This is a genomic window from Agrobacterium bohemicum, assembly GCF_001562555.1.
Lineage (GTDB): Bacteria > Pseudomonadota > Alphaproteobacteria > Rhizobiales > Rhizobiaceae > Agrobacterium > Agrobacterium bohemicum.
In genome coordinates, this window is the sequence record NZ_KQ961027.1 from 223,580 (window position 1) to 243,115 (window position 19,536).

Annotated in this window: 15 protein-coding genes; 4 read left to right on the top strand and 11 right to left on the bottom strand. The window is 55.8% G+C overall.

Annotated elements, in window-relative coordinates; all coding sequences use genetic code 11:
- Nucleotides 1-453: 453 nt before the first annotated feature.
- The 7 genes from ATO67_RS10280 to ATO67_RS10310 all read right to left on the bottom strand — a co-directional run bounded on the left by ATO67_RS10280 (nt 454) and on the right by ATO67_RS10310 (nt 7,199).
- Complete coding sequence (locus ATO67_RS10280; protein WP_067647967.1) at nt 454-1,377, bottom strand: sugar kinase; 924 nt, start codon at nt 1,375-1,377, stop codon at nt 454-456.
- Between the two features lie 6 nt (nt 1,378-1,383).
- Nucleotides 1,384-2,442: an ABC transporter ATP-binding protein gene (locus tag ATO67_RS10285; protein ID WP_067647971.1), complete on the bottom strand. Its 1,059-nt coding sequence runs from the start codon at nt 2,440-2,442 to the stop codon at nt 1,384-1,386.
- A 29-nt stretch (nt 2,443-2,471) separates the two neighbouring features.
- Nucleotides 2,472-3,293: a carbohydrate ABC transporter permease gene (locus tag ATO67_RS10290; protein WP_067647974.1), complete on the bottom strand. Its 822-nt coding sequence runs from the start codon at nt 3,291-3,293 to the stop codon at nt 2,472-2,474.
- Nucleotides 3,293-4,231: a carbohydrate ABC transporter permease gene (locus ATO67_RS10295; RefSeq protein ID WP_067647978.1), complete on the bottom strand. Its 939-nt coding sequence runs from the start codon at nt 4,229-4,231 to the stop codon at nt 3,293-3,295. The genes ATO67_RS10290 and ATO67_RS10295 overlap by 1 nt, the downstream gene beginning before the upstream one ends.
- Entirely contained in the window at nt 4,231-5,559 is a 1,329-nt protein-coding gene (locus ATO67_RS10300; protein WP_067647981.1) for an ABC transporter substrate-binding protein, read from the bottom strand. Before ATO67_RS10300 ends, ATO67_RS10295 begins: the two co-directional genes overlap by 1 nt.
- 84 nt (nt 5,560-5,643) lie before the next feature.
- Complete coding sequence (locus ATO67_RS10305; protein WP_067647986.1) at nt 5,644-6,303, bottom strand: GntR family transcriptional regulator; 660 nt, start codon at nt 6,301-6,303, stop codon at nt 5,644-5,646.
- An 11-nt stretch (nt 6,304-6,314) separates the two neighbouring features.
- Nucleotides 6,315-7,199, bottom strand: coding sequence for a dihydrodipicolinate synthase family protein (locus ATO67_RS10310; protein WP_067647992.1), 885 nt, complete (start codon nt 7,197-7,199; stop codon nt 6,315-6,317).
- A 291-nt stretch (nt 7,200-7,490) separates the two neighbouring features.
- On the opposite strand from ATO67_RS10310, the gene ATO67_RS10315 reads away from it, so the two are divergent.
- A complete protein-coding gene (locus ATO67_RS10315; RefSeq protein ID WP_067647995.1) occupies nt 7,491-10,160 on the top strand; it encodes a DNA translocase FtsK in 2,670 nt (889 codons plus the stop codon).
- Nucleotides 10,161-10,229: 69 nt separating this feature from the next.
- Here ATO67_RS10315 and ATO67_RS10320 read toward each other — a convergent pair whose 3' ends face one another.
- Nucleotides 10,230-12,227 carry a putative bifunctional diguanylate cyclase/phosphodiesterase gene (locus tag ATO67_RS10320; RefSeq protein ID WP_067647998.1) on the bottom strand — a complete coding sequence of 666 codons (1,998 nt, stop codon included), beginning with the start codon at nt 12,225-12,227 and terminating at the stop codon, nt 10,230-10,232.
- A gap of 313 nt (nt 12,228-12,540) precedes the next feature.
- Between ATO67_RS10320 and ATO67_RS10325 the strand changes: the two genes are divergently transcribed.
- Together ATO67_RS10325 and ATO67_RS10330 are read left to right on the top strand one after the other, a co-directional pair.
- Nucleotides 12,541-13,587, top strand: a complete 1,047-nt coding sequence (locus ATO67_RS10325) for a class I SAM-dependent methyltransferase (protein ID WP_067648001.1) — start codon at nt 12,541-12,543, stop codon at nt 13,585-13,587.
- Between the two features lie 108 nt (nt 13,588-13,695).
- Nucleotides 13,696-14,517 carry a bifunctional allantoicase/(S)-ureidoglycine aminohydrolase gene (locus ATO67_RS10330; RefSeq protein ID WP_067648304.1) on the top strand — a complete coding sequence of 274 codons (822 nt, stop codon included), beginning with the start codon at nt 13,696-13,698 and terminating at the stop codon, nt 14,515-14,517.
- Nucleotides 14,518-14,548: 31 nt separating this feature from the next.
- Here ATO67_RS10330 and eglC read toward each other — a convergent pair whose 3' ends face one another.
- The 3 genes from eglC to ATO67_RS10345 form a co-directional block, all read right to left on the bottom strand.
- Nucleotides 14,549-15,985, bottom strand: a complete 1,437-nt coding sequence (gene eglC / locus ATO67_RS10335) for an endo-1,3-1,4-beta-glycanase EglC (protein ID WP_067648004.1) — start codon at nt 15,983-15,985, stop codon at nt 14,549-14,551.
- Between the two features lie 108 nt (nt 15,986-16,093).
- Complete coding sequence (locus ATO67_RS10340) at nt 16,094-16,888, bottom strand: 2-keto-4-pentenoate hydratase (RefSeq protein WP_103088150.1); 795 nt, start codon at nt 16,886-16,888, stop codon at nt 16,094-16,096.
- Between the two features lie 125 nt (nt 16,889-17,013).
- A complete protein-coding gene (locus ATO67_RS10345) occupies nt 17,014-18,180 on the bottom strand; it encodes a citrate/2-methylcitrate synthase (protein ID WP_067648007.1) in 1,167 nt (388 codons plus the stop codon).
- Nucleotides 18,181-18,288: 108 nt separating this feature from the next.
- Here ATO67_RS10345 and ATO67_RS10350 point away from each other — a divergent pair, with 108 nt between their 5' ends.
- Nucleotides 18,289-19,413: a citrate synthase/methylcitrate synthase gene (locus ATO67_RS10350; RefSeq protein WP_067648010.1), complete on the top strand. Its 1,125-nt coding sequence runs from the start codon at nt 18,289-18,291 to the stop codon at nt 19,411-19,413.
- Nucleotides 19,414-19,536 lie beyond the last annotated feature (123 nt).

Here is a 19,536-nt window from a genome sequence, read left to right on the forward strand (position 1 = left end):
CGTGCGGTACACGAGCATGCTACTGAAAGCGTCTGTCAGTCCGAAGCCCCCCCATTTGCGGCCCCTCAACAGGAAACGCATTGAAGGAGGTTGATGTCAAATATGATATCAGCTAGGAGAATGCTGTTTGCAGTCGAGTGAAATGTCTACGTAGCTCAGTAGGATAGAGCACAGGATTCCTGGTTTTAAATTGGGGGTTACGGTTGGAAACTCCGTGATCGATCTGCTCAAATTCGGGGAACGCTTTGCTGAACTTTCAGCATGCCAATCCCGAGCCAAGCTCCTGGGAAACCGGGTGAAGGTGTAGAGACTGGTAGGGCAGCACCTACAGGCCGCAAGGTCCATGGTGAAGGGACAGTCCAGACCACGAACGCCTCATGGGGCGGCGGTTAAAGCCGAAGTGGTATGAATCCTGGGGTCGGAGGTTCGAATCCTCTCGTAGACGCCACTTTTTTAAAAACTCAGCGCTGCTTCAGCTTCCGCACGTGTCGGCGTACCTGTGCGGCCACCAAAGACCTGACATTTTAGTGCGGCTGCGACCGAGGAAAGTTGGATTGCTGTGCGGCTTGCCATCCCTTCGGCTATGGCAAGAGCGAAGGTGCCATGAAATACGTCTCCCGCCGCCAGCGTATCGACCGCCACCACTTTTAATGTGGATTGGAAGTAAACGTCGGGACTTCCCGGCTCTGTCCAGTAGCAGCCAGCAGGTCCTGCTGTTACGGCGATGAAGGTCTGGGGGTATCGGGCATGTAGGATCGGCAACATGGTGGGCACGTCGGCTGTGCCGGTCAGACGTTCGGCTGCGGGTTCTGAAAAGATGATGTGAGTTGCAGCAGGCGCCAGGCGCTCCAAGGTTTCCACAGGCGCCACATCGCCATCGAGAATAGCCGGTTTGCCGAGAGAACGGGCAAGTGTCAACACATCGAGTGCCAAGTCCGGCCAGCGGACATCGACCAGTACGGCATCGAACGGCGACAGGTCTTCGGCCGTGCAGGAACGTTTGGTTTCATGCAGTTTGTGATCGTAAAAGGGAACGATCAATCGCTCGCCGCTGTCATCGATAATGATGGTCGAAAGGGCGGAGCGTGCGCCCGTCGCGATGGTCATTCCGGATGTGTCGATGCCGCTTTCCGAAAGGTCGCGAAGGATGCGGCTTCCTGTTTCATCATCACCGACCGCTCCCCAGAGGCTGGCGCGACCACCCATGCGGTGAACGGCATAGGCTGCGCTCGACGCCATACCTTCGGCAACCTGCACCATCTCGTAGGGCAACACCTTGCCCTGGCCGGTGGGCATGTCGTGGACCCGAAACAGCGTATCCAGTACAGCAGCACCCACGCAAAGCACATGCTTGCGATGTTTTGCGTTGTCATCCATGGGCGATCAGATTCGCTTGCCTGTTTCCCGGTCGAACAGATGCACGGAGGCGGGATCGATGGCAACGCTGACGGTGTCACCGAACCGGATATCCAGCCGCTCGCGGAACAGGCACGCGACGTCTTCGCCCATGCAGTTCAGCTTCGTATAGATTTCCGAGCCGGTGCCTTCCACCAGTTCGACGCGCCCCGTAATCCCGTTTTCGGCAACGCGGATATGTTCGGGCCTGATACCGTAAATGAGATCGCGCCCGCCAAGGTCCGCAGGGTTTGCCGTTGCAGGCAAGGGCAGTGTGAGACCCTTGCTCGTACGAAAAACGCCTTCCTCGATGTGTCCGCGAATGAAATTCATCGCGGGTGAGCCGATGAATCCGGCAACAAAAAGGTTGGCTGGTCGGTCGTAAAGCTCAAGCGGTGCGCCGATCTGCTCAATGACGCCGTCATGCAGCACAACGATCTTGTCGGCCATGGTCATGGCTTCCACTTGGTCATGCGTAACGTAGATCGTCGTCGTGCCGATGCGCTGGTGCAGGGCCTTGATCTCGCCGCGCATCTGCACACGCAGCTTGGCATCGAGGTTGGACAGCGGTTCATCGAACAGGAAGACTTGCGGATCACGCACAAGAGCGCGGCCCATGGCAACACGCTGGCGTTGCCCGCCAGAGAGCTGGCGCGGGAAACGATCCAGTAGCTTGTCGAGCCCGAGAATAGCCGCCGCCTTGTTGACCTTTTCTGCGGTTTCGTTGGCACTGACCTTCTTGAGCTTCAGCGCAAACCCCATGTTTTCTTTGACCGTCATATGTGGATAAAGCGCGTAGTTCTGAAACACCATCGCGATATCCCGGTCGCGGGCGGGCAGGTTGCTGACCTCACGCGAGCCAATATGGATTTCTCCGTCGCTGACTTCTTCCAGGCCTGCAATCATGCGCAGCAAGGTGGACTTGCCGCAGCCAGAAGGGCCGACAAGGACCACGAACTCACCATCGCCGATGTCGATATCGATGCCGTGGATGACGTTGACTGAGCCGAAACGCTTTTGAACATTTTGAATATTGACCGGTGCCATGATTTTGATCCCGTAATGAATTTGATGAGTTAGCCGCCCTTGACGGCGCCCGCGGTAAGGCCGGCAACAATCTGTTTCTGCGCAAACATCGTCAGTAACAGCACTGGCAGCGTGACGATGAGGGCAGCGGCCGCAAGCGGACCCCAACTGACCTGCTCGAAAGACAGCATGTTATAGACCGCGACCGGTAGTGTGCGCGTTTCGCGGCTGGCCAGCACGATGCCGAAGACGAAGTTGTTCCATGAGAAAATGACGGCGAGAATGAAGGATACGACGATGCCGGGTTTGGCGATGGGCAGTGCCACAAGCCGGAAGACTTGCCATGAGGACGCGCCGTCCATGCTTGCTGCCTCTTCCAGTTCCTTCGGCGTCGTTTCGAAATAGCCGATCATGATCCAGACCACGATGGGCACGGTGACGACAAGATGGATGATGATCTGCGGCCACAGCGTGCCGAGCAGGTTCAGCCATTGGAACAGGAGAAACAACGGAATGAGGAAGGAGAGGCCGGGCGTCATGCGCGCAATCATGATGACGATGGCCGCCTTTTCTGCCTTCAGACGTGCAATGCCGTAACCTGCGGGAACGCCGATGACGAGTGCGAGAAAGGTTGCCGCTCCCGTAACGAGTACGGAATTCCAGAAATAGAGGAAGAAGTTGTTTTCCTCGAATACCTTTATGTAGTTCGACCACGCAAAGCGTTCTGGAATGAGGATGGGCGGATATGCACCGTTGTCGATCTCATATTTTAGCGACAGCGAGATCATCCAGAGAAAGAACAGGATGACGGGCGAGATCATGACCAGTGCCACGAAGAACAGGCCGATCTTGTCGAGTGTCTTGCGTTTCATCAGCGATCCTCCATCTCGTTCCATTGGGTGCGGGCACGTACCATCAAGAGTACGAAGGACAGCGCGACGATGACGATGAAGAAGACGACGGCCATGGCCGAGCCGTAACCGATGTCGTAATAGGCAAAGGCGGTGTTGTAGAGATAGATGTTGATCGTCTCAGACGCCGTACCGGGACCGCCCTGCGTCATCGCATAGATGATGTCGAAGCTTTTGACGGCATCTATGGAGCGGATGATGACGGCTATCATCAGGAATGGCGCAATCATCGGCATGGTGAGATAGCGGAACTTCTGCCATGCGTTTGCGCCGTCGATTTCAGCACTTTCGTATGGCTCGCGCGGCACGGCGGCGAGACCACCGAGAACGATGAGCATGACCAGCGGTGTCCACTGCCATGTTTCCACCAGCACCAGCGAGGGAATGACGGTAGACTGGTTGTAGATCCATTCCAGCGGGCCGATGCCGATAAGGGACAGGAGATAGTTCAGCACGCCGAGCTGCGGGTGAAACATCATGGTCCAGACCAGCGCGATGGCAACCGGGGTTGCCATCATCGGCATGACGAAAACGCCGCGCAGAAAGCCGCGCAGCGGAAATTGCGCATCGAAAAGCAATGCCGCCAGCGTGCCAAGAAACAAGGGTGCGACAACCGATAGCGTCGTGTAGACCAGCGTGTGCCAGAGCGACTCCCAGAACCGCGCATCGCTTGCCAGACGGATGTAGTTGTCGAAACCAATGAAGCTCTGTTCCTGCCCCAGCGTCCAGCGTTGCGCGCTCATCCACAGGGTGAACACCCACGGAAAAACGATGACAGCTGCGATGACGACGAGTGCGGGAATAACGAAAGGCCAGTAGTTGGGAGCAAGCCGCGTGGGCTTGCTCCTTCTGACGAGTTTCGTTGTCTTTGCTGTGTTTTCGATGCTGACGGACACCATTATCCCTCGCTACGTGCCAGAACAGGTGCGAACTGCTCGGTCGCTTTCTTGAGTTCCGCCGCCGGGTCTGCTCCACCAATCATGTTGGTCAGGCCGACGCCGTAGATATCGCGGAATTCCGTGACCGGGATGATGACGGGTAGCGCCAGCTTGGAAACCTTGCCGGAGCCGACGACGGCGTCCAGCCACTCGGCAGGCATCTTCACGCCTTCACGTACCTTGGCATCTTCCAGAATGGACTGGCGGAACGGTACACCCGCACCGGCCTGCAGCAGCCGCGCACCCATTTCGTGAGAAATTGCCCATTGGCAGAAGAGGTAAGCTGCTTCTTTCTTGGTGGAGGCTTCGACCACGCCAAGGCCATCACCGAATGTACCTGCAGCCTGTTGCGCCGGACCCTTCGGCATGACCCCGTAACCAGCCTTGCCAACGACGCGGGACTTTTCCGGGTTTTCGATTGGCGGTGCAAAGCCGACGCCATCGAACCACATGCCGATCTTGCCTTGAAGGAAGGCCGATTGCGCTTCCGCCCAGTTGAAACCGGAAACGCCGGGAGGGGCCGACTTGGTCATCAAGCGCTGGTAGAGCGTTGCCGCCTCCACCGCTTCCTTGGTCATGGCGTCGATTTTGCCGTCCACGATTGGCGCGGCGCCATAACCCAGCATCAGCGAGGTCCAGACCGGCGTGTTGGCGTTCTTGAGGCCTCGTGCCACGAAACCATAGGTATTGGTGGAAGGATCGGTCAGCGCTTCTGCTGCGGTGACAAGCTCTTCGAAGGTCTGTGGATATTTCAGGCCCTTGGCTGCAAACAATTCCTTGTTCCAGTAGAGGATCCAGTAATCCACCGAGAAGGGCAGGGAGCGCAGAACGCCATCGCTATCCTTGGCAAACTGCATACCCGCCTCTGCAAAATCGCTTTCGACAAGCGAAGTATCGGTCAGTGTCGGGTCCTTGAGGAAGCCGCTGATATCAGCCAGCCACTTGCCTTTTTCGAACTGGCGCTTCTGGACGTGGTAGCTCAAATGCACCACGTCGAAGCTTGGCCTTCCGGAGGATAGTTCGATAACGACCTTCTGGCGCTGCTGCTGTTCAGGTGTTGCCTCGGCATTGACCTTGATGCCGGTCAGTTCTTCGAATTCCTTGATGTATTTCAGAAGCGTTTCGCTGCGCGGGCTTTTGACGAGGTTGACTTCCAGCGTCGTGCCAGCGTGCTTCTTCCAATCGACAGCAGCGGCTGCGGGGCGAATGCCGAACGCGGCAGTCCCGGCAATGGCTGCCGTTCCGGCCATAAATGCACGGCGTGTAGGATTGAGCAGTGAATGCGTCATGTTTTCCTCCTCCTGTTTGGCCGAAAATCTCCTCACCTTCGGCCGATTGTTTATAATTCGTTCCTCATCGGATCGACCGATGGTCTAAACTGCCAGAGCCCGGTCCCTCGCATTGCGAATGTGGGCGACCAGTCTTTCCGAGGCCTCTTCGGGTGCCCGCCGCTCGATGGCTTCGAGAATGGTCAGATGTTCAGCCATTACGGATTTGACGTGACCGGCAATGCGAAAGCGTTCCTGGTTGATCAGTCGCATCTTGATCGAGTTCACGCGGTAGGCATTCGAGATAATGGAATTACCCAGCGAGTCTATGAAGGCGTCGTGCATCCCCCAATCAACCGCTTGGGCGCGCGCATCCAGTTCCGGTGAACTTTTACCGCTCTGGGCTGCCTCTCCAATATCACGGTGGTCCTTTATCATCTCGGCAATCGTCTCGTCGGAAGCTGTGCGCGTAAAAATAGCCACGGCCTCCTTTTCCATAAAGATGCGAAACTGGAATGCTTCGCGGATGAGGTTGATGTCGATATGCGCCACTTGAAGTCCGCGCTGCGGCACCGTCTTGATCAATCCATCCGCTTCCAGCCTTGGAATAGCTTCGCGGATTGCGCCAAGCGGTAAGCCTGTCAGTTCCACGAGGCGGCGTTGGGAAATAAACTGACCAGGGCGAACATCACGCGCGAGAAGATGGAGCGTAAAGCTCTCATAGGCCCTTTCGCGCAACGTAGTCTGTTCGCCAGTGTCATCCATGCATTTTCTTTCTAAGCCGCTTGGCTGCGGAAAAGCGACTCGAACGCCGCCACAAGCTTTGTACGGTTTTCAGCGGAAATGGAAACCAGTGGTGGACGAACGGAATGCCATATCTTTTCGCCGGTCACATGAGAGACGAGAACCTTGACGGCGGGTGTGACTGGATATTTCAGAAGCTCGACGACCAGGTCTTCGATGCGCTTGTCTTCCACGCCGTCCACGGCCATGGCGCGGATTTCAGACGGTAGGAAGTTTGCGCAGCCGGAAATCGCACCCTGCCCCCCAAGGCGAACACCTTGTGCCAGATGACGCTCGTCGCCGATGAGGATGATGAGGTCACGGTGTTCGGCCAGCAGTCTTTGCGTATAGGGCCAGTCACCGGACGAATCCTTTACGCCAGTGACGATACCCGGAAAGGCATGGCGCAGGCGACCGATCAGTTCGACCGACAGTGCCACCATGGTGACAGAGGGGATGTTGTAAACGAGAATGTCGCGCGCCTTGTCTCCAAGCTGCTGGAAAACAGACGAGAACCATTCGAACAGACCATCATCGGTGACGTTCTTGAAATAGGAAGGAGGTGCCAGAAGAATGTTGCGTGCACCGGCGTCAAGCGCGGCTCCTGCCTGATCGGCGGCGTCTTGCGCCGAGTCGACCAGCACACCCGCAACCAGAAACTTTGCATCGAGACCCGCATCGAGGCATGCCGACAGCACTTCCGCGCGTTCCCTGTTGCCGATGGTGCTGCCTTCACCGGTTGTTCCAAACACAGTGACGCTGTTGCAGCCAGCGGCTAACGAGCGCTTGGCCTGCGTGATCATGGTCGGGAAATCAATGCTTCCGTCCTGCGCAAAGGGGGTAGTGAGTGCTGCCGAAAGGCCGAATTTACCAGTCAATGTCCTGCTCCTCCTGAACTGACTACCATCTGATACGACATTAACATGTTAGATGTAAAGTCAATATTTGTTAGATGTTAATAGTTGCTGGCAAAATGAGCTAGGGACGGTTGTCAACGACTGTAAAGGTTCGGAAACATTGACATTTTCTCAAAAATGTAGCCGGGGCTATCGCGTGTCCATGCAGACACAGCCATAAATAAGATGATGAAAACGCATCCAAAAGGGCGCGTTGGCAACATGTGATTAACCTTTATTTTCTATCTCATTTGTTGTGCCGAATGTCCGTTTATGATGAGTGTACAGGCTGTGATGCGTTTTCCTCGATCGAATTCAAACTATTCCCTCAACATGATAGATGAGCGAGGACAGGAGCAGTCCATTGCGGAGCCTAGCGCTTCGCAGGATAGCCGCCATGAGTTGATGCCGTTAACGGCAGACCAGCGTGCCGTTATAGGGCATAATGCCGACCAGAACGCAGCCAATGCGATCGAGGGTCGTGAAGAGATGCCTTTGTGGCAAAACCACTTTACGCTTGGGCCAAATGTACGTTTTACACGCACGCCGCAAAATCTTGTGGCTGGAAAGCAGGCTCCGACTTCTGCTCAAAGCAGAACCGAGACTGAAATCGTGCCCGTAGCCGCTGCGCCAGAGCCAGTGGAGATCGCCGCCGTCGAAAAGATCGCACCGAAGCAAGAGCCTGTCGAGCGCAGGATCGCCAAGCCAGCCGTGCTGCCGCAGCCGCCCGGCGCGACAGGTGCGCTTGCTCTGACCTATCGTCTGCGCCGTGAACTTGCCTTGCGTCAGGAGCAGGAAGCGTCCGCGCCTACCGAAATCGCTCCCGACGTGACGCGCGAACCGGACGCAGTCAGTGCCGAACAGATTGACGTTGCATGTTTTCCGGCCGAGCAGACCCCTGCGTCATTCGACGTTCCTGCCTTTGCAGAAGTCCTATCCGACGAGATGTTCTGGGAAGCAATGAGCCTGGATGTGGGGACGACCATCCTGCCGCCGTCCCAGCCCATGCGGCTTGCGGAACTGGCACGCATCAAGGCGCAGAGGGTTGCCGCAGCACCGGTTGCACGGGCTGTCGTCAAGCCCGCTCCTCTTCCAGCGCAGGTCATCCAGCAAACACGTCCAACCGTTGAAAAGCCAGCATTCATCAAGCCGGAAGGCTCAGCTGTCGCGCTTTATCGGCAGGTCGATGTCCGTCCCGTTCAACAGCCCGACACTCAGGACGTTGAACAGGTTGAGGTCGTCGCGACGGTTGAAGCGCCAATGCCGATGGCTGCCGTTGTCGAGCAGCCGGTGATCGAAGCTGCCGCGCTGACCGCGCCGCGCCGTGAAATGCGCACGGTTGCTCGCAACGCCAATCAGCCGATGTTTCTGGATGCGCCGGTTTTCGGCGAGGGCGAATACGAGTTTCCGCCGATTGATCTGCTGCAAAAGCCGCAGGTTTTGCAAACCACGACGATGACGCCTGAAGCGCTGGAACAGAGTGCTGGCCTTCTGGAAAGCGTGCTGGAAGATTTCGGCATCAAGGGCGAGATCATCGATGTGCGTCCCGGTCCCGTCGTGACGCTCTACGAATTCGAGCCCGCCCCCGGTGTCAAATCTTCGCGTGTCATCGGCTTGTCGGACGATATCGCCCGCTCCATGTCGGCGCTGTCTGCTCGTGTCGCCGTGGTGCCTGGCCGCAACGTCATCGGTATCGAATTGCCGAACCCGGTTCGTGAGACGGTGTATTTCCGCGAACTCATCGAATCCCCCGATTATTCCGAAACACGGATGAAGCTGGCGCTTTGCCTTGGCAAGACCATTGGTGGAGAGCCCGTCGTGGCGGAACTCGCCAAGATGCCGCATCTCCTCGTGGCAGGCACGACCGGTTCCGGTAAATCTGTTGCGATCAATACGATGATCCTGTCGTTGCTCTACCGGTTGAAGCCGGAAGAGTGCCGCCTGATCATGGTCGATCCCAAAATGCTGGAGCTGTCAGTCTATGATGGCATTCCGCATCTGCTGACTCCTGTTGTGACAGACCCCAAGAAGGCCGTCATGGCGCTGAAGTGGGCCGTGCGCGAAATGGAAGATCGATATCGCAAGATGTCGCGTCTGGGTGTTCGCAATATCGATGGCTATAATGCCCGTGCTGCCTCTGCTCGCGCCAAGGGTGAAACCGTGATGTGCAACGTTCAGACCGGTTTTGATCGCGCCACGGGTGAGGCAGTCTACGAGCAGGAGGAAATGGACCTGACGGCGATGCCGTACATCGTCGTTATCGTCGATGAAATGGCCGACCTGATGATGGTGGCGGGTAAGGAAATCGAAGGTGCTATTCAGCGTCTGGCGCAGATGGCCCGTGCCGCCGGTATCCACCTCATCATGGCGACACAACGGCCTTCGGTCGATGTCATCACCGGTACCATCAAGGCCAATTTCCCGACGCGCATCTCCTTCCAGGTCACGTCCAAAATCGACAGCCGTACCATTCTCGGCGAACAGGGTGCCGAGCATCTGCTGGGGCAGGGCGATATGCTGCACATGGTCGGCGGCGGGCGCATCTCTCGTGTGCACGGTCCATTCGTGTCGGATGAAGAGGTCGAAAAGGTTGTAGCGCATCTGAAAACACAGGGACGTCCGGAATATCTGGGCACCGTTACCGAGGATGCAGACGAGGCGGACGAGGGCGTGGAAGAAGATAGCGCCGTTTTCGACAAATCGGCCATGGGTGAAGACGACACGGCGGACCTTTACGAAAAAGCTGTGAAAGTCGTCCTGCGCGACAAGAAATGCTCGACGTCATATATCCAGCGTCGCCTGTCCATCGGCTACAATCGTGCGGCATCCCTGGTTGAGCGCATGGAACAGGAAGGCATCGTCGGACCTGCCAACCACGTCGGTAAGCGTTCCATTATCGTCGGTGAACGTGAGATGTGCGAAGTGCCGGGTGCGGTGGACTAAACGTCCTTCAAAGCTGAAGCAGTTGATCGATATCGCAAAACCCGGCACGCAAGCGCCGGGTTTTACGTATCATGCCGGGCGCATGAGGCCTGTGCGGGGAAGGTAAGGCGCTGAGCAGTCCCTGAGCTTGTCCACCGGGGCAGGGCGTCCAACGTAATAACCCTGGACCTGGTCGATCCGCAATTCCTTCAACAATTCCAGTTGCTCGGCGGTCTCTACGCCTTCAACCAGTATCTTGTGGCCGCGGTTGCGAATAAGGCCGATGATATCGCTCAACATGGCTTTTCCGCGCGGCGTCATCCCGTCGTGAAGGAAGGATTTGTCGATTTTCACCGTGTCGAAATCGATCAGGCGTAACCAAGAGAGGCCAGCAAATCCTGTTCCGAAATCATCCAGCCAAATCTTGATGCCGAGCGTCTTGAGATCGCTGATGCAACGCAGGACATCGGAATTCATGTCCATCTCCAGACCTTCGGTAATTTCGAAGGCCAGTCTGCCGCCGGACACCCCGACATCACCCAGAATCGCCGCGATGGAGGTGGCAAAGCCGGGGCTCTTCAACTGTATTGGTGACACATTGACGCTGACGACTGCCATCCTGTCGCATCGGATAACCTGCTGGCAGGCGGTTCGCACCGCCCATAAGCCGAGGTCCATGATGGCGCCAGTGCGCTCCGCGATAGGAATGAATATGCTGGGTGGAACAAGTGTTCCATCCAGCAGCCTCAGCCGCATCAGAGCTTCAACGCCCTCTATCCTGTCGGACGATAGGTTCTTGATAGGTTGATAGACCAGTGAGACCAGGTCTTTCTCGATGGCGATATTGAGCAATGCTGCGACATTTTCCGTATCGTCGCTGTTGTGTGGATCGTTGGGGTTGAACAACTTGACGGTGTTTCGTCCGTTCGCCTTGGCAAGATAAAGAGCGCGGTCGGCTTCGTTGATAAGGCGTTCAAGCTTCGAATCTGGCTGCGGCCGCGTGTAGGACGCACCGACACTGACGGTGATGACGGAGGTGCCATCGCGTCGTCTTTCATGGACGAGTGCCATGTCCTCAACGGTGGTGCGCAGCGTTTCGGCTATGTCTTCGATGTCTTTTTGCGTTCTGAACCGCGCAAGGGCGATGAACTCCTCACCGCCATAACGCCCGATGACGGCATCGTAGCGACCGAGGCTGGTTTCCAGCGTCTGGGCGACCTGTATCAGGCATCGGTCGCCTTCCTGATGCCCGTAGTAGTCATTGTACTTCTTGAAGAAGTCGACATCGATCAGAAATACCGCGAAATTGTGCTCGGCACCGGTCCACCCATCCCAGAGCTGCCGCAACCTGCTGTCGATGGCCCGGCGGTTTTCAAGGCCTGTCAACGGGTCGGTATTGGAAAGCCGCAATAATGCTTCCCCGCGATCTTCCGCCTCCCGCTGTTGCACCTTGGCTTCAATGGCGTTGAGAAAAACCTGATAGCGTTCGCGGTTGAGTCGCAGATTCACGTATGAGGTGAAGACGAAGCAGGACAGATAAAATGTGCCGAAGGCGATCTGATAATAGATGTCTTCGTGGAAGTAGCTCAGCGCAACAAAGTATGTGACCAGTACGAGGCTGGACGCGCATAGTGAAAGCTTGAAGTTGAAGGTAAAAAACAGGTTGGCGCCCATCATGAAGATGGCGCCGAAAACCATATAGTAGGACATGTTGGTGACATAGCTGGTCATCATTGCTGGCATCAGCCAGCCGATGTAGCCGCCGAGCAGGGCTGTGGCGCAAGCAATGTCCATGTGGCCAGTCTTGGCATTGGCGCGGATCTGCATTTCCAGAGTGAGCAGTGCTGCGATGCCGACGACGAAACGCGCAAACATGGTGTGCGGTGCAACGTCAGGGATGAGCAAAAGGTCGGTCAGCGAGAACAGCAAATAGACCGGCACTGCAATCCACAGCCCCTGCCGGATGGCCGTGCGTCTTTTGACGTCTGCTTCCCGCAGGAAAAGGTCTCTTAAAGAAACAGATGACCGTTGCGGCGATGAGCCTGTCTGGAGGCGAGGTTCTACGAAATTTGCCAAAGTGTGCTTCATGCACTTTTCCATAGGTTGCAATAATCTTGCAAGTTCAGTTTTTTGTATTTTGCAAATCTTATTGCAAAAGTCCGTTTTCTACTACCTTTACCGCCGCGTGCGTCGCGCGCATCGAGGTTGTAGACCTGGGCACAATGCATTGTATCCTTTTAAGTTTCTTTAAGCCCCCTAAAGAACCGAATCCAAATTAGATTTACCTTAATAAAAAGTTTCTCGAAATGCGTGCTTTTCGACGCTTGTACCCGATTGACTTGAGAGACATTTGCGTTTGAATTGTCCTAAAGTTAACAAAGCGTTAATCAGGAGCGTACTTGTGTCCCAATTTGCTAATGAAAAGTTTGATGGCGAAAGTCTTATTACGCCCGAAGCAATATCCGAGGAAATATACGCGCCACGTTCCAACAATTTTAAAGAGCAGTTTGAGATCGCAAAAGCAGATGTGGCGATTGCTTTAAGCTTCGCGCAGCAGCAATTCCAGCGAGATTGTGCGCCGCAGCAAATTATACATGACGTTGCAACGCGGTTGCATCAAATTCGAGAAAAAAACCACTCTGGCGTGTGGAGGGAGTTGATACCAATTATCCAGAATCATGCGGTCGCCGAATACTTTCTGGAAGATCCCTTCACCGCTTGGTCGTTTGAAAAGCCGCGTGGTTATTCCGGCGATGCGCAGCTTCTGGACTTCATCTACGGCCATTCCAGCGTGCAGGATAAAATTGATGCGGCGTCTCCTACTGGCCTTGCACTCTATGAATACACCAGGGCAGCCTCGTCCTCCGTCGCAGTCAGAGAGCGTCGCGATATACTGACGAAATATGTTGACCAGATCGCTGCCGATCGTGGCCTGGACACTGAAATCCTCACCATTGCTGCCGGTCAGTTGCGTGAAGCCAACCAGTCTGTTGCGCTGGCAGAAGGCAGGATAAAAAGATGGGTGGCCCTGGATCAGGACCCATTGAGCATCGGCGCGATCGTCCGGGACTTCAACGGCACCTGCATCGAAGCAATCGATGGCTCCGTGCGCGGGATACTGTCGCGCCGACAGGAACTGGGCACATACGACTTTATTTATGCAGCCGGTCTCTACGACTATCTCGTGGACAAGGTTTCCATCAAGCTGACCCAGCGTTGCCTCGAGATGCTCAAACCCGGTGGTATGTTTCTGTTTGCCAACTTTTCCGAAGAGATCGGCGTCGATGGCTACATGGAAAGCTTCATGAATTGGGCGTTGTTGCTTCGTACGCAAGACGATATGTGGGATATCATCAATGCCAGCATGGATGCATCCGCATTCGAGGCAGAGGTGTTCTTCGGAGAGAACCGTAACATCGTTTATGGCGTCATCCGCAAGAAGGTCTGATACGTCCTCCGCGCCCTTTCGCATTCTTAAATGATGCGCAAGGGCGATTCCATTTGATGGAAAAAGGCTCTACAGCATTTGCGACGTATCGTGCCTTTGGAGTGCATCATGGAAAACAAGCGGTATTATTCTGATTTTGGCGGGCTTCCCGGCCAGACCGAGCTTCTTTCGAGCAAGGCCACCTTCACGACGGCCTATGCCGTCATTCCAAAGCGCGTGATGTCTGACATCGTCACCAGTGTCCTTCCCCATTGGACTGACACGCGTGCCTGGATCATTTCCCGTCCGATGACGGGATTTTCCGAGACGTTCGCACAATATGTCATGGAAGTTTTGCCCGGTGGCGGTAGCCAAAAGCCCGAGCCCGACGGACGCGCGCAGGCTGCGATCTTCGTGGTCGATGGCGAGATGACCATCGAGCATGATGGCCAGCAACATGCGATGCGGGCTGGTTCCTTTGCCTATATTCCTGCCGGGCATGCGTGGACGATCAAGGGTATTGGGTCCGTTCCTGCCAAGTTCCACTGGGTACGCAAAGTGTTCGATGTCGTTGAGGGTCTCGAGTTACCTCCGGCGATCTTCACGCATGAGGACGAGCACGAGTTGTCTGCCATGCCAGAGACGGATGGCAAGTGGGCCACGACGCGCTTCATCGACCCTGCCGACGCTCGCTATGACATGCACCTCAACATCGTCACCTTCGAGCCGGGCGCGACCATTCCATTTATGGAAACCCACGTCATGGAGCATGGGCTTTTCGTACTGGAGGGCAAGGCTGTCTACCGGCTGAACAATGACTGGGTGGAAGTCGAAGCCGGTGATTTCATGTGGCTTCGCGCCTTTTGTCCGCAGGCTTGTTATGCTGGCGGCCCCGGCCGTTTCCGCTACCTGCTTTACAAGGACGTCAACAGACATGTGAAGCTCTGGTAGTCGATCCAAAGCTTCCGGTCATCGGATCATCTCAGACCAGCAGATGATCCGATGCAGTCGGCTGAGACACGGCGTCAACGGCAGGATCGTTGATGGAGTAGGCGTGTATATAGTCGATCTTCATCTGCGAGCCGTTGGGTAGGCCGTTTGTGGGTGTTCCAGCTATGCCGCCGACGGCGAGATTGACGATCATATACATCGGGTCATGCATATCTGTCGGTGTATCAACCTGGGCGACTGCGACGTCATCGAAGTACCACGTAATGTGGTCTTCATCCCAGAGTAGCCCGTATTTGTGGAAGCCCTCTGTACTCGTGACGTTGACGTTGTTGATGGTCGACGTCTGTTGGCCCGATGCGTTGGAATGGGCAGACAGGATCAACGTGTTCGGGTTCTGCCCGCGCATCTCGATGACATCCAGCTCCGGCGGCCATTTCCCGTCTTCCGGCAGAAGCCAGAACGCAGGCCATGCGCCTTGATCACTCGGCATGTCGGCCCGAATTTCGAAATAGCCGTAGGTTTGCGAGAAAGACGGGTGAGTGGTCAACATGCCCGATGTATAGTCATACCCGTTCACAGCATCAGAAATCGCATCCGGTGTTGCTGCCGCCGTAATTGTCAGAACGCCATTTTGAACGGAAAATGGATTGACGGATGAAGTCGGCTGATAAGCGGGGTTGATGTACCACTGTTTTTCGGAGTTGGTGTGAAGGCTGCCGCCCTCTTCGCCTGCCCACCAGAATTTTGGCTCCCAGACGCCGCTTTGCCCGTTGCTCAGGGATAGCGAGTTGAACTCATCTGAAAATGTCGATGTCAGCTTTGAACGGTCCAGCGTCAGCCTGAACTGATCGGCGCTGAGGCTGTCGGCGGTCGTGTTGGCAAGCACCACGCTCTCGCCATTGTCGAAATTTAGCCAAAGGTTCGCGCCCTTTTGCGTCGACGTACTGACGAGATGATCAAAGGATGTGACGCCGTAGCCATCCAGTCGGATGATATCGTCACGACCGAAATCGGTTATCAGATCCGTGCCGTTGCCCTTGGCAAAAACGAAGGTGTCTGCCCCGCCGCCGCCGGTCAGAACGTCATTGCCCGCGCCACCATCGATCGTTTGCTTTGAGGAACTGCCACTGATGATATTATCGAGAGAATTACCGAAAGCGTTCCGGCCATCGCCCGTGACGATCAGGTTTTCGATATTCCCAGGAAGCGTATAGCTCATCCATGTGTTGATGGTATCTGTGCCCTGACCAGACGATTCGACCGCACGGTTGATGGTGGAATACAGGTAATAAATGTCATCACCCGTGCCGCCATGCATTGTCACGTTGACGCCGCTGTCACCCCACATGGAATCATTCTTGGCAGTGCCGTAAAGGTCAGGTCCTGATCCTGTTGCCGAAAAAAATCCGGTGGATGTGTCGCTGTAATAAAGCGGTTTGCCAAGAGCGTTCATGATCGACTGCGCCATCGAAATATCTCCTGTTAAAACTGTTCAAAGACAATTTCTTCAGGTTCGAGTGTAGCAGTGATGAGGGGTTTCCGCGCCCTGTGAAAAGTCAGGGGTGCGCTGCAGCATTCACGCTGGAAGGTTCAGCGCCATGTCAGCGATGCCGTCCCATGAGGTTTTGATAGCTGTCTGCCCGGATAGTCGGATTAAGCCGCAAAGGCTACCGGTGGTCACAATCTGACCGCGCTTCAAACCGCCAAGATGGTCGAGTGGTGCATTGGCATAGGCAATAAGCGGCGCGACAGGATCGGCCTGCGGGTGCTTGGGAGCCGCCGCGAACAGCACATCGCCGTTGCCTTCGACCACCAACGCGGGCAGCGTCGCATCCTGATTGGCCACGCGTTCCAAAGCCGCGATGTCGATTTCCGGACCAAGGACAAAGGAATGATTGCCAAGCCGATCCGCAAGAAACAGCGGGAAAGGCGCTTTGTTTTCTTCCACAAGCCGATAGCTGACAAGTTCGGCTCCCAGATGCACGGATGCGATATGCGAGAATATATCGGCACGGGAATACTCTTGGCCGGTAGCTGGAGGAGGAATGTCATTTGCAAGGACAAAGCAAATCTCGATCTCAACACCCACCGTTCCGGGTTTTGGCACTTCGAATGGCGTGTCGATGCTTGTATCATAAACATCGAGAAGAGGGGCGGCGATGGCTCGGCCGCTGTTGACGCCGATCTTCCAGCCGCCAATTTCCTTGCCGATCGCACCTGCTGCAATCGCCTGTGCGGCCATGCCTGTTTCGATCGAGTCTGGTACCAGGCCGCTACTTTCGAGCTTCGCAACGCTGAGCGATGACTGCTGATTTTCAGCCTCGGCGAGAATAGCGCCCAGCCTGATATTTGCCTCTGTCATCGTGGTCATACGAAACCCTCCCGTAACGTCAAGACAGTTTCATCGCAGTCATTGCTGATGCTGGCAAGTCGAGCGATCATGCCGGGCGCACGAAATATGTGATCTTCAACACATATTCGTCATAACAATTATACTCATGTACCTGCCGGTTGTGGGCCTGCATAATGTGCGCGTGGACGGATGAGCTTTTTCTCCTCAAACTGCTCGAGCGCATGCGCAATCCAGCCAACCGTTCGACCGTTCGCGAAGAGCGCCAGTGCCGCACCTATCGGGAGTCCCAACTCACGGCGGATCGACACCAGCGCAACATCGATCGTCGGCAGCTTCCCGGTGGTTTCAACCACTGTCCCTATAAGCGACTGACGCTTTTCGTTATGTCGCAATAGGGGAAGCAGGGCGGCGGCTCTTGGATCGCCACCGGGGTACAAGGGATGCTCGAAACCCGGCAGAACATCACCACGCCGAAGTCGCTTTTCAACGACGTCGGCTGCATCTTTGGCGTCTTCGATTTCGTCGAAAAGAATTTCAACGAGGCTTGTCATGCCGCCGTGCAACGGTCCGCTTAGCGCTGAAAGTCCTGCATCGAGGCATGCCCCGAGTGATGCGCCGGTGGACGCCACCACGCGTGTGGCGAAGGCAGACGCATTCAGTTCGTGATCCGCCAACAGTACCAGTGTGCGGCGAATAATGTCTGCACTGTGTGTATCGAGATTCCAGGCCTTGGCCAGATGAAGGTGCGTGGGCAAAGCGCTGGGCTGGCTGTTGCTGATGGCCGCCGTTACCGATCGCAACAGAGTGGCAGCGCCTGGCCACAGCGTGCTGTTGTTGCGTTGCCACGCTGTCATCCTGCCGACATCGACAAACGCCAGCAGCGCCTGACAACGCTCGGTCAACGGCAAGCCCGCTGTCAGATTAAGCAGCGAGGCATCCCACGTCGCGGTCACCGGTTTTGCAAACGGGTCATGGTCACCGCAAGCCCAAAGCAGCCGTGCTATACCCTCAACCGTTTCGTGTTCGGCGAGTTTTGCCGCATCGTGTCCGCGATAGAAAAGCCGACCATCTTCAATCAGCGTAATGCTGGAGGACAGCACAGGCAAACCCCAGTCGAGGGTCGTTGCTGCCACCTCGCGTGGTTTTCTGCCTACGGATTTGTTTCTGCTCAACTGGTCTATGTCGTGTTTGCTGTAAAGCCGACGGCGTGGATCGTCCGGCCCTGCGATCGTGCGAACAAGGCCACGACTGACATAGGCATAGAGCGTCGCGCGGCTGATGCCGAGGGCTTGCGACGCGGCTTGCGGCATCGATGAACTTTTCCTGTCCGGTCATTATCTCGATGTTGATTGAATGAATCAAGATTGATTATATTGATTGAAACATCATCCTTGGGGAAGTCAACCCATGAGGATATCATGACCATACAATCGAAAACCTCGACAGCACTCACTCTGGTTTCAGACCCAGTCAGTCCCGGTTTGGAAAACACCATCGCTGCCGAAACAATATTCAGCCATGTCGATGGTGCGGCGGGACGGCTGATTGTTCGGGGATATGACCTCGAACAGTTGTCCGACTGGAGCTTCGAGGCTGTTCTTGCCTTGCTTTGGCAAGGGCTTGTCTCCCATGAGGATACTGAGGCGGAAATCCGCGTCGCGCTTGCGCAAGCGCGTGTCCATGCTTTTCGCCTCATTGAAACGCTTCTACCGGCAACGGACAACCTTTCGCAAGTCGAGGGGTTGCGGCTGTTATTGTCGTCAATGCCCGATGCGGAGCCACTGGCACACCACGTCCTAGCCGTAGCTGCCGTGCCGGTCTTCGCCGCAGCCATTGCTCGAAGAAGCGCGGGGCTTGCGCCGGTGGCGCCTGACACCACCTTGGGGCATGCGGCGGATTTTCTGCATATGTTGCATGGCGAGAATGCTCCTGCTGAAAAGGTGAAGGCACTCGATACTTATCTTGTGACTGTGGCCGACCACGGGTTGAATGCTTCCACTTTTACCGCCCGCGTCATCGCGTCGACAAAAGCGGGTGTATTTTCATCCGTCGTCGGCGCTCTTTGTGCCCTGAAAGGTCCATTGCACGGCGGTGCGCCCGGCCCTGTCCTCGACATGCTCGATGCGATCGGCGATGAGAGCAACATACGGGCCTGGCTGGTGAACGCGCTGGTGCGAGGGGAAAGGCTGATGGGTTTCGGCCATCGCATATATCGCGTTCGTGACCCACGGGCCGATGTGCTTAAGCAGGCTGTTACCGGGCTTCGTGACAGTGGCGGGCGTATAAACTTTGCCGAAGCTGTTGAAAAAGAGGCGCTGGCGCTCCTAGCCGAAAAGAAACCTCTACGCCCGCTGCAAACCAATGTGGAGTTTTACACGGCACTGGTTCTGGAGGGAGTAGGGTTTCCGCGTGAAAGTTTCACCAACGTCTTTGCCGCCGGGCGAATGGCTGGGTGGACCGCGCATATACTGGAGCAGGAACATCTGGGAAAGCTTATCCGCCCGCAATCGAAATACGTCGGCCCCATGCCGGAAGCGCGCTGAAGTAACAAAGGCTGGCGCAGCGATATAAACTGCGCCAGTTTCGCAACGCTTCCCCCGGTTTTGTACGCATATTTTTAGACTTTGTTTTCTATGTCTCGGAATGGTTGTGGCTAACAGCGATTT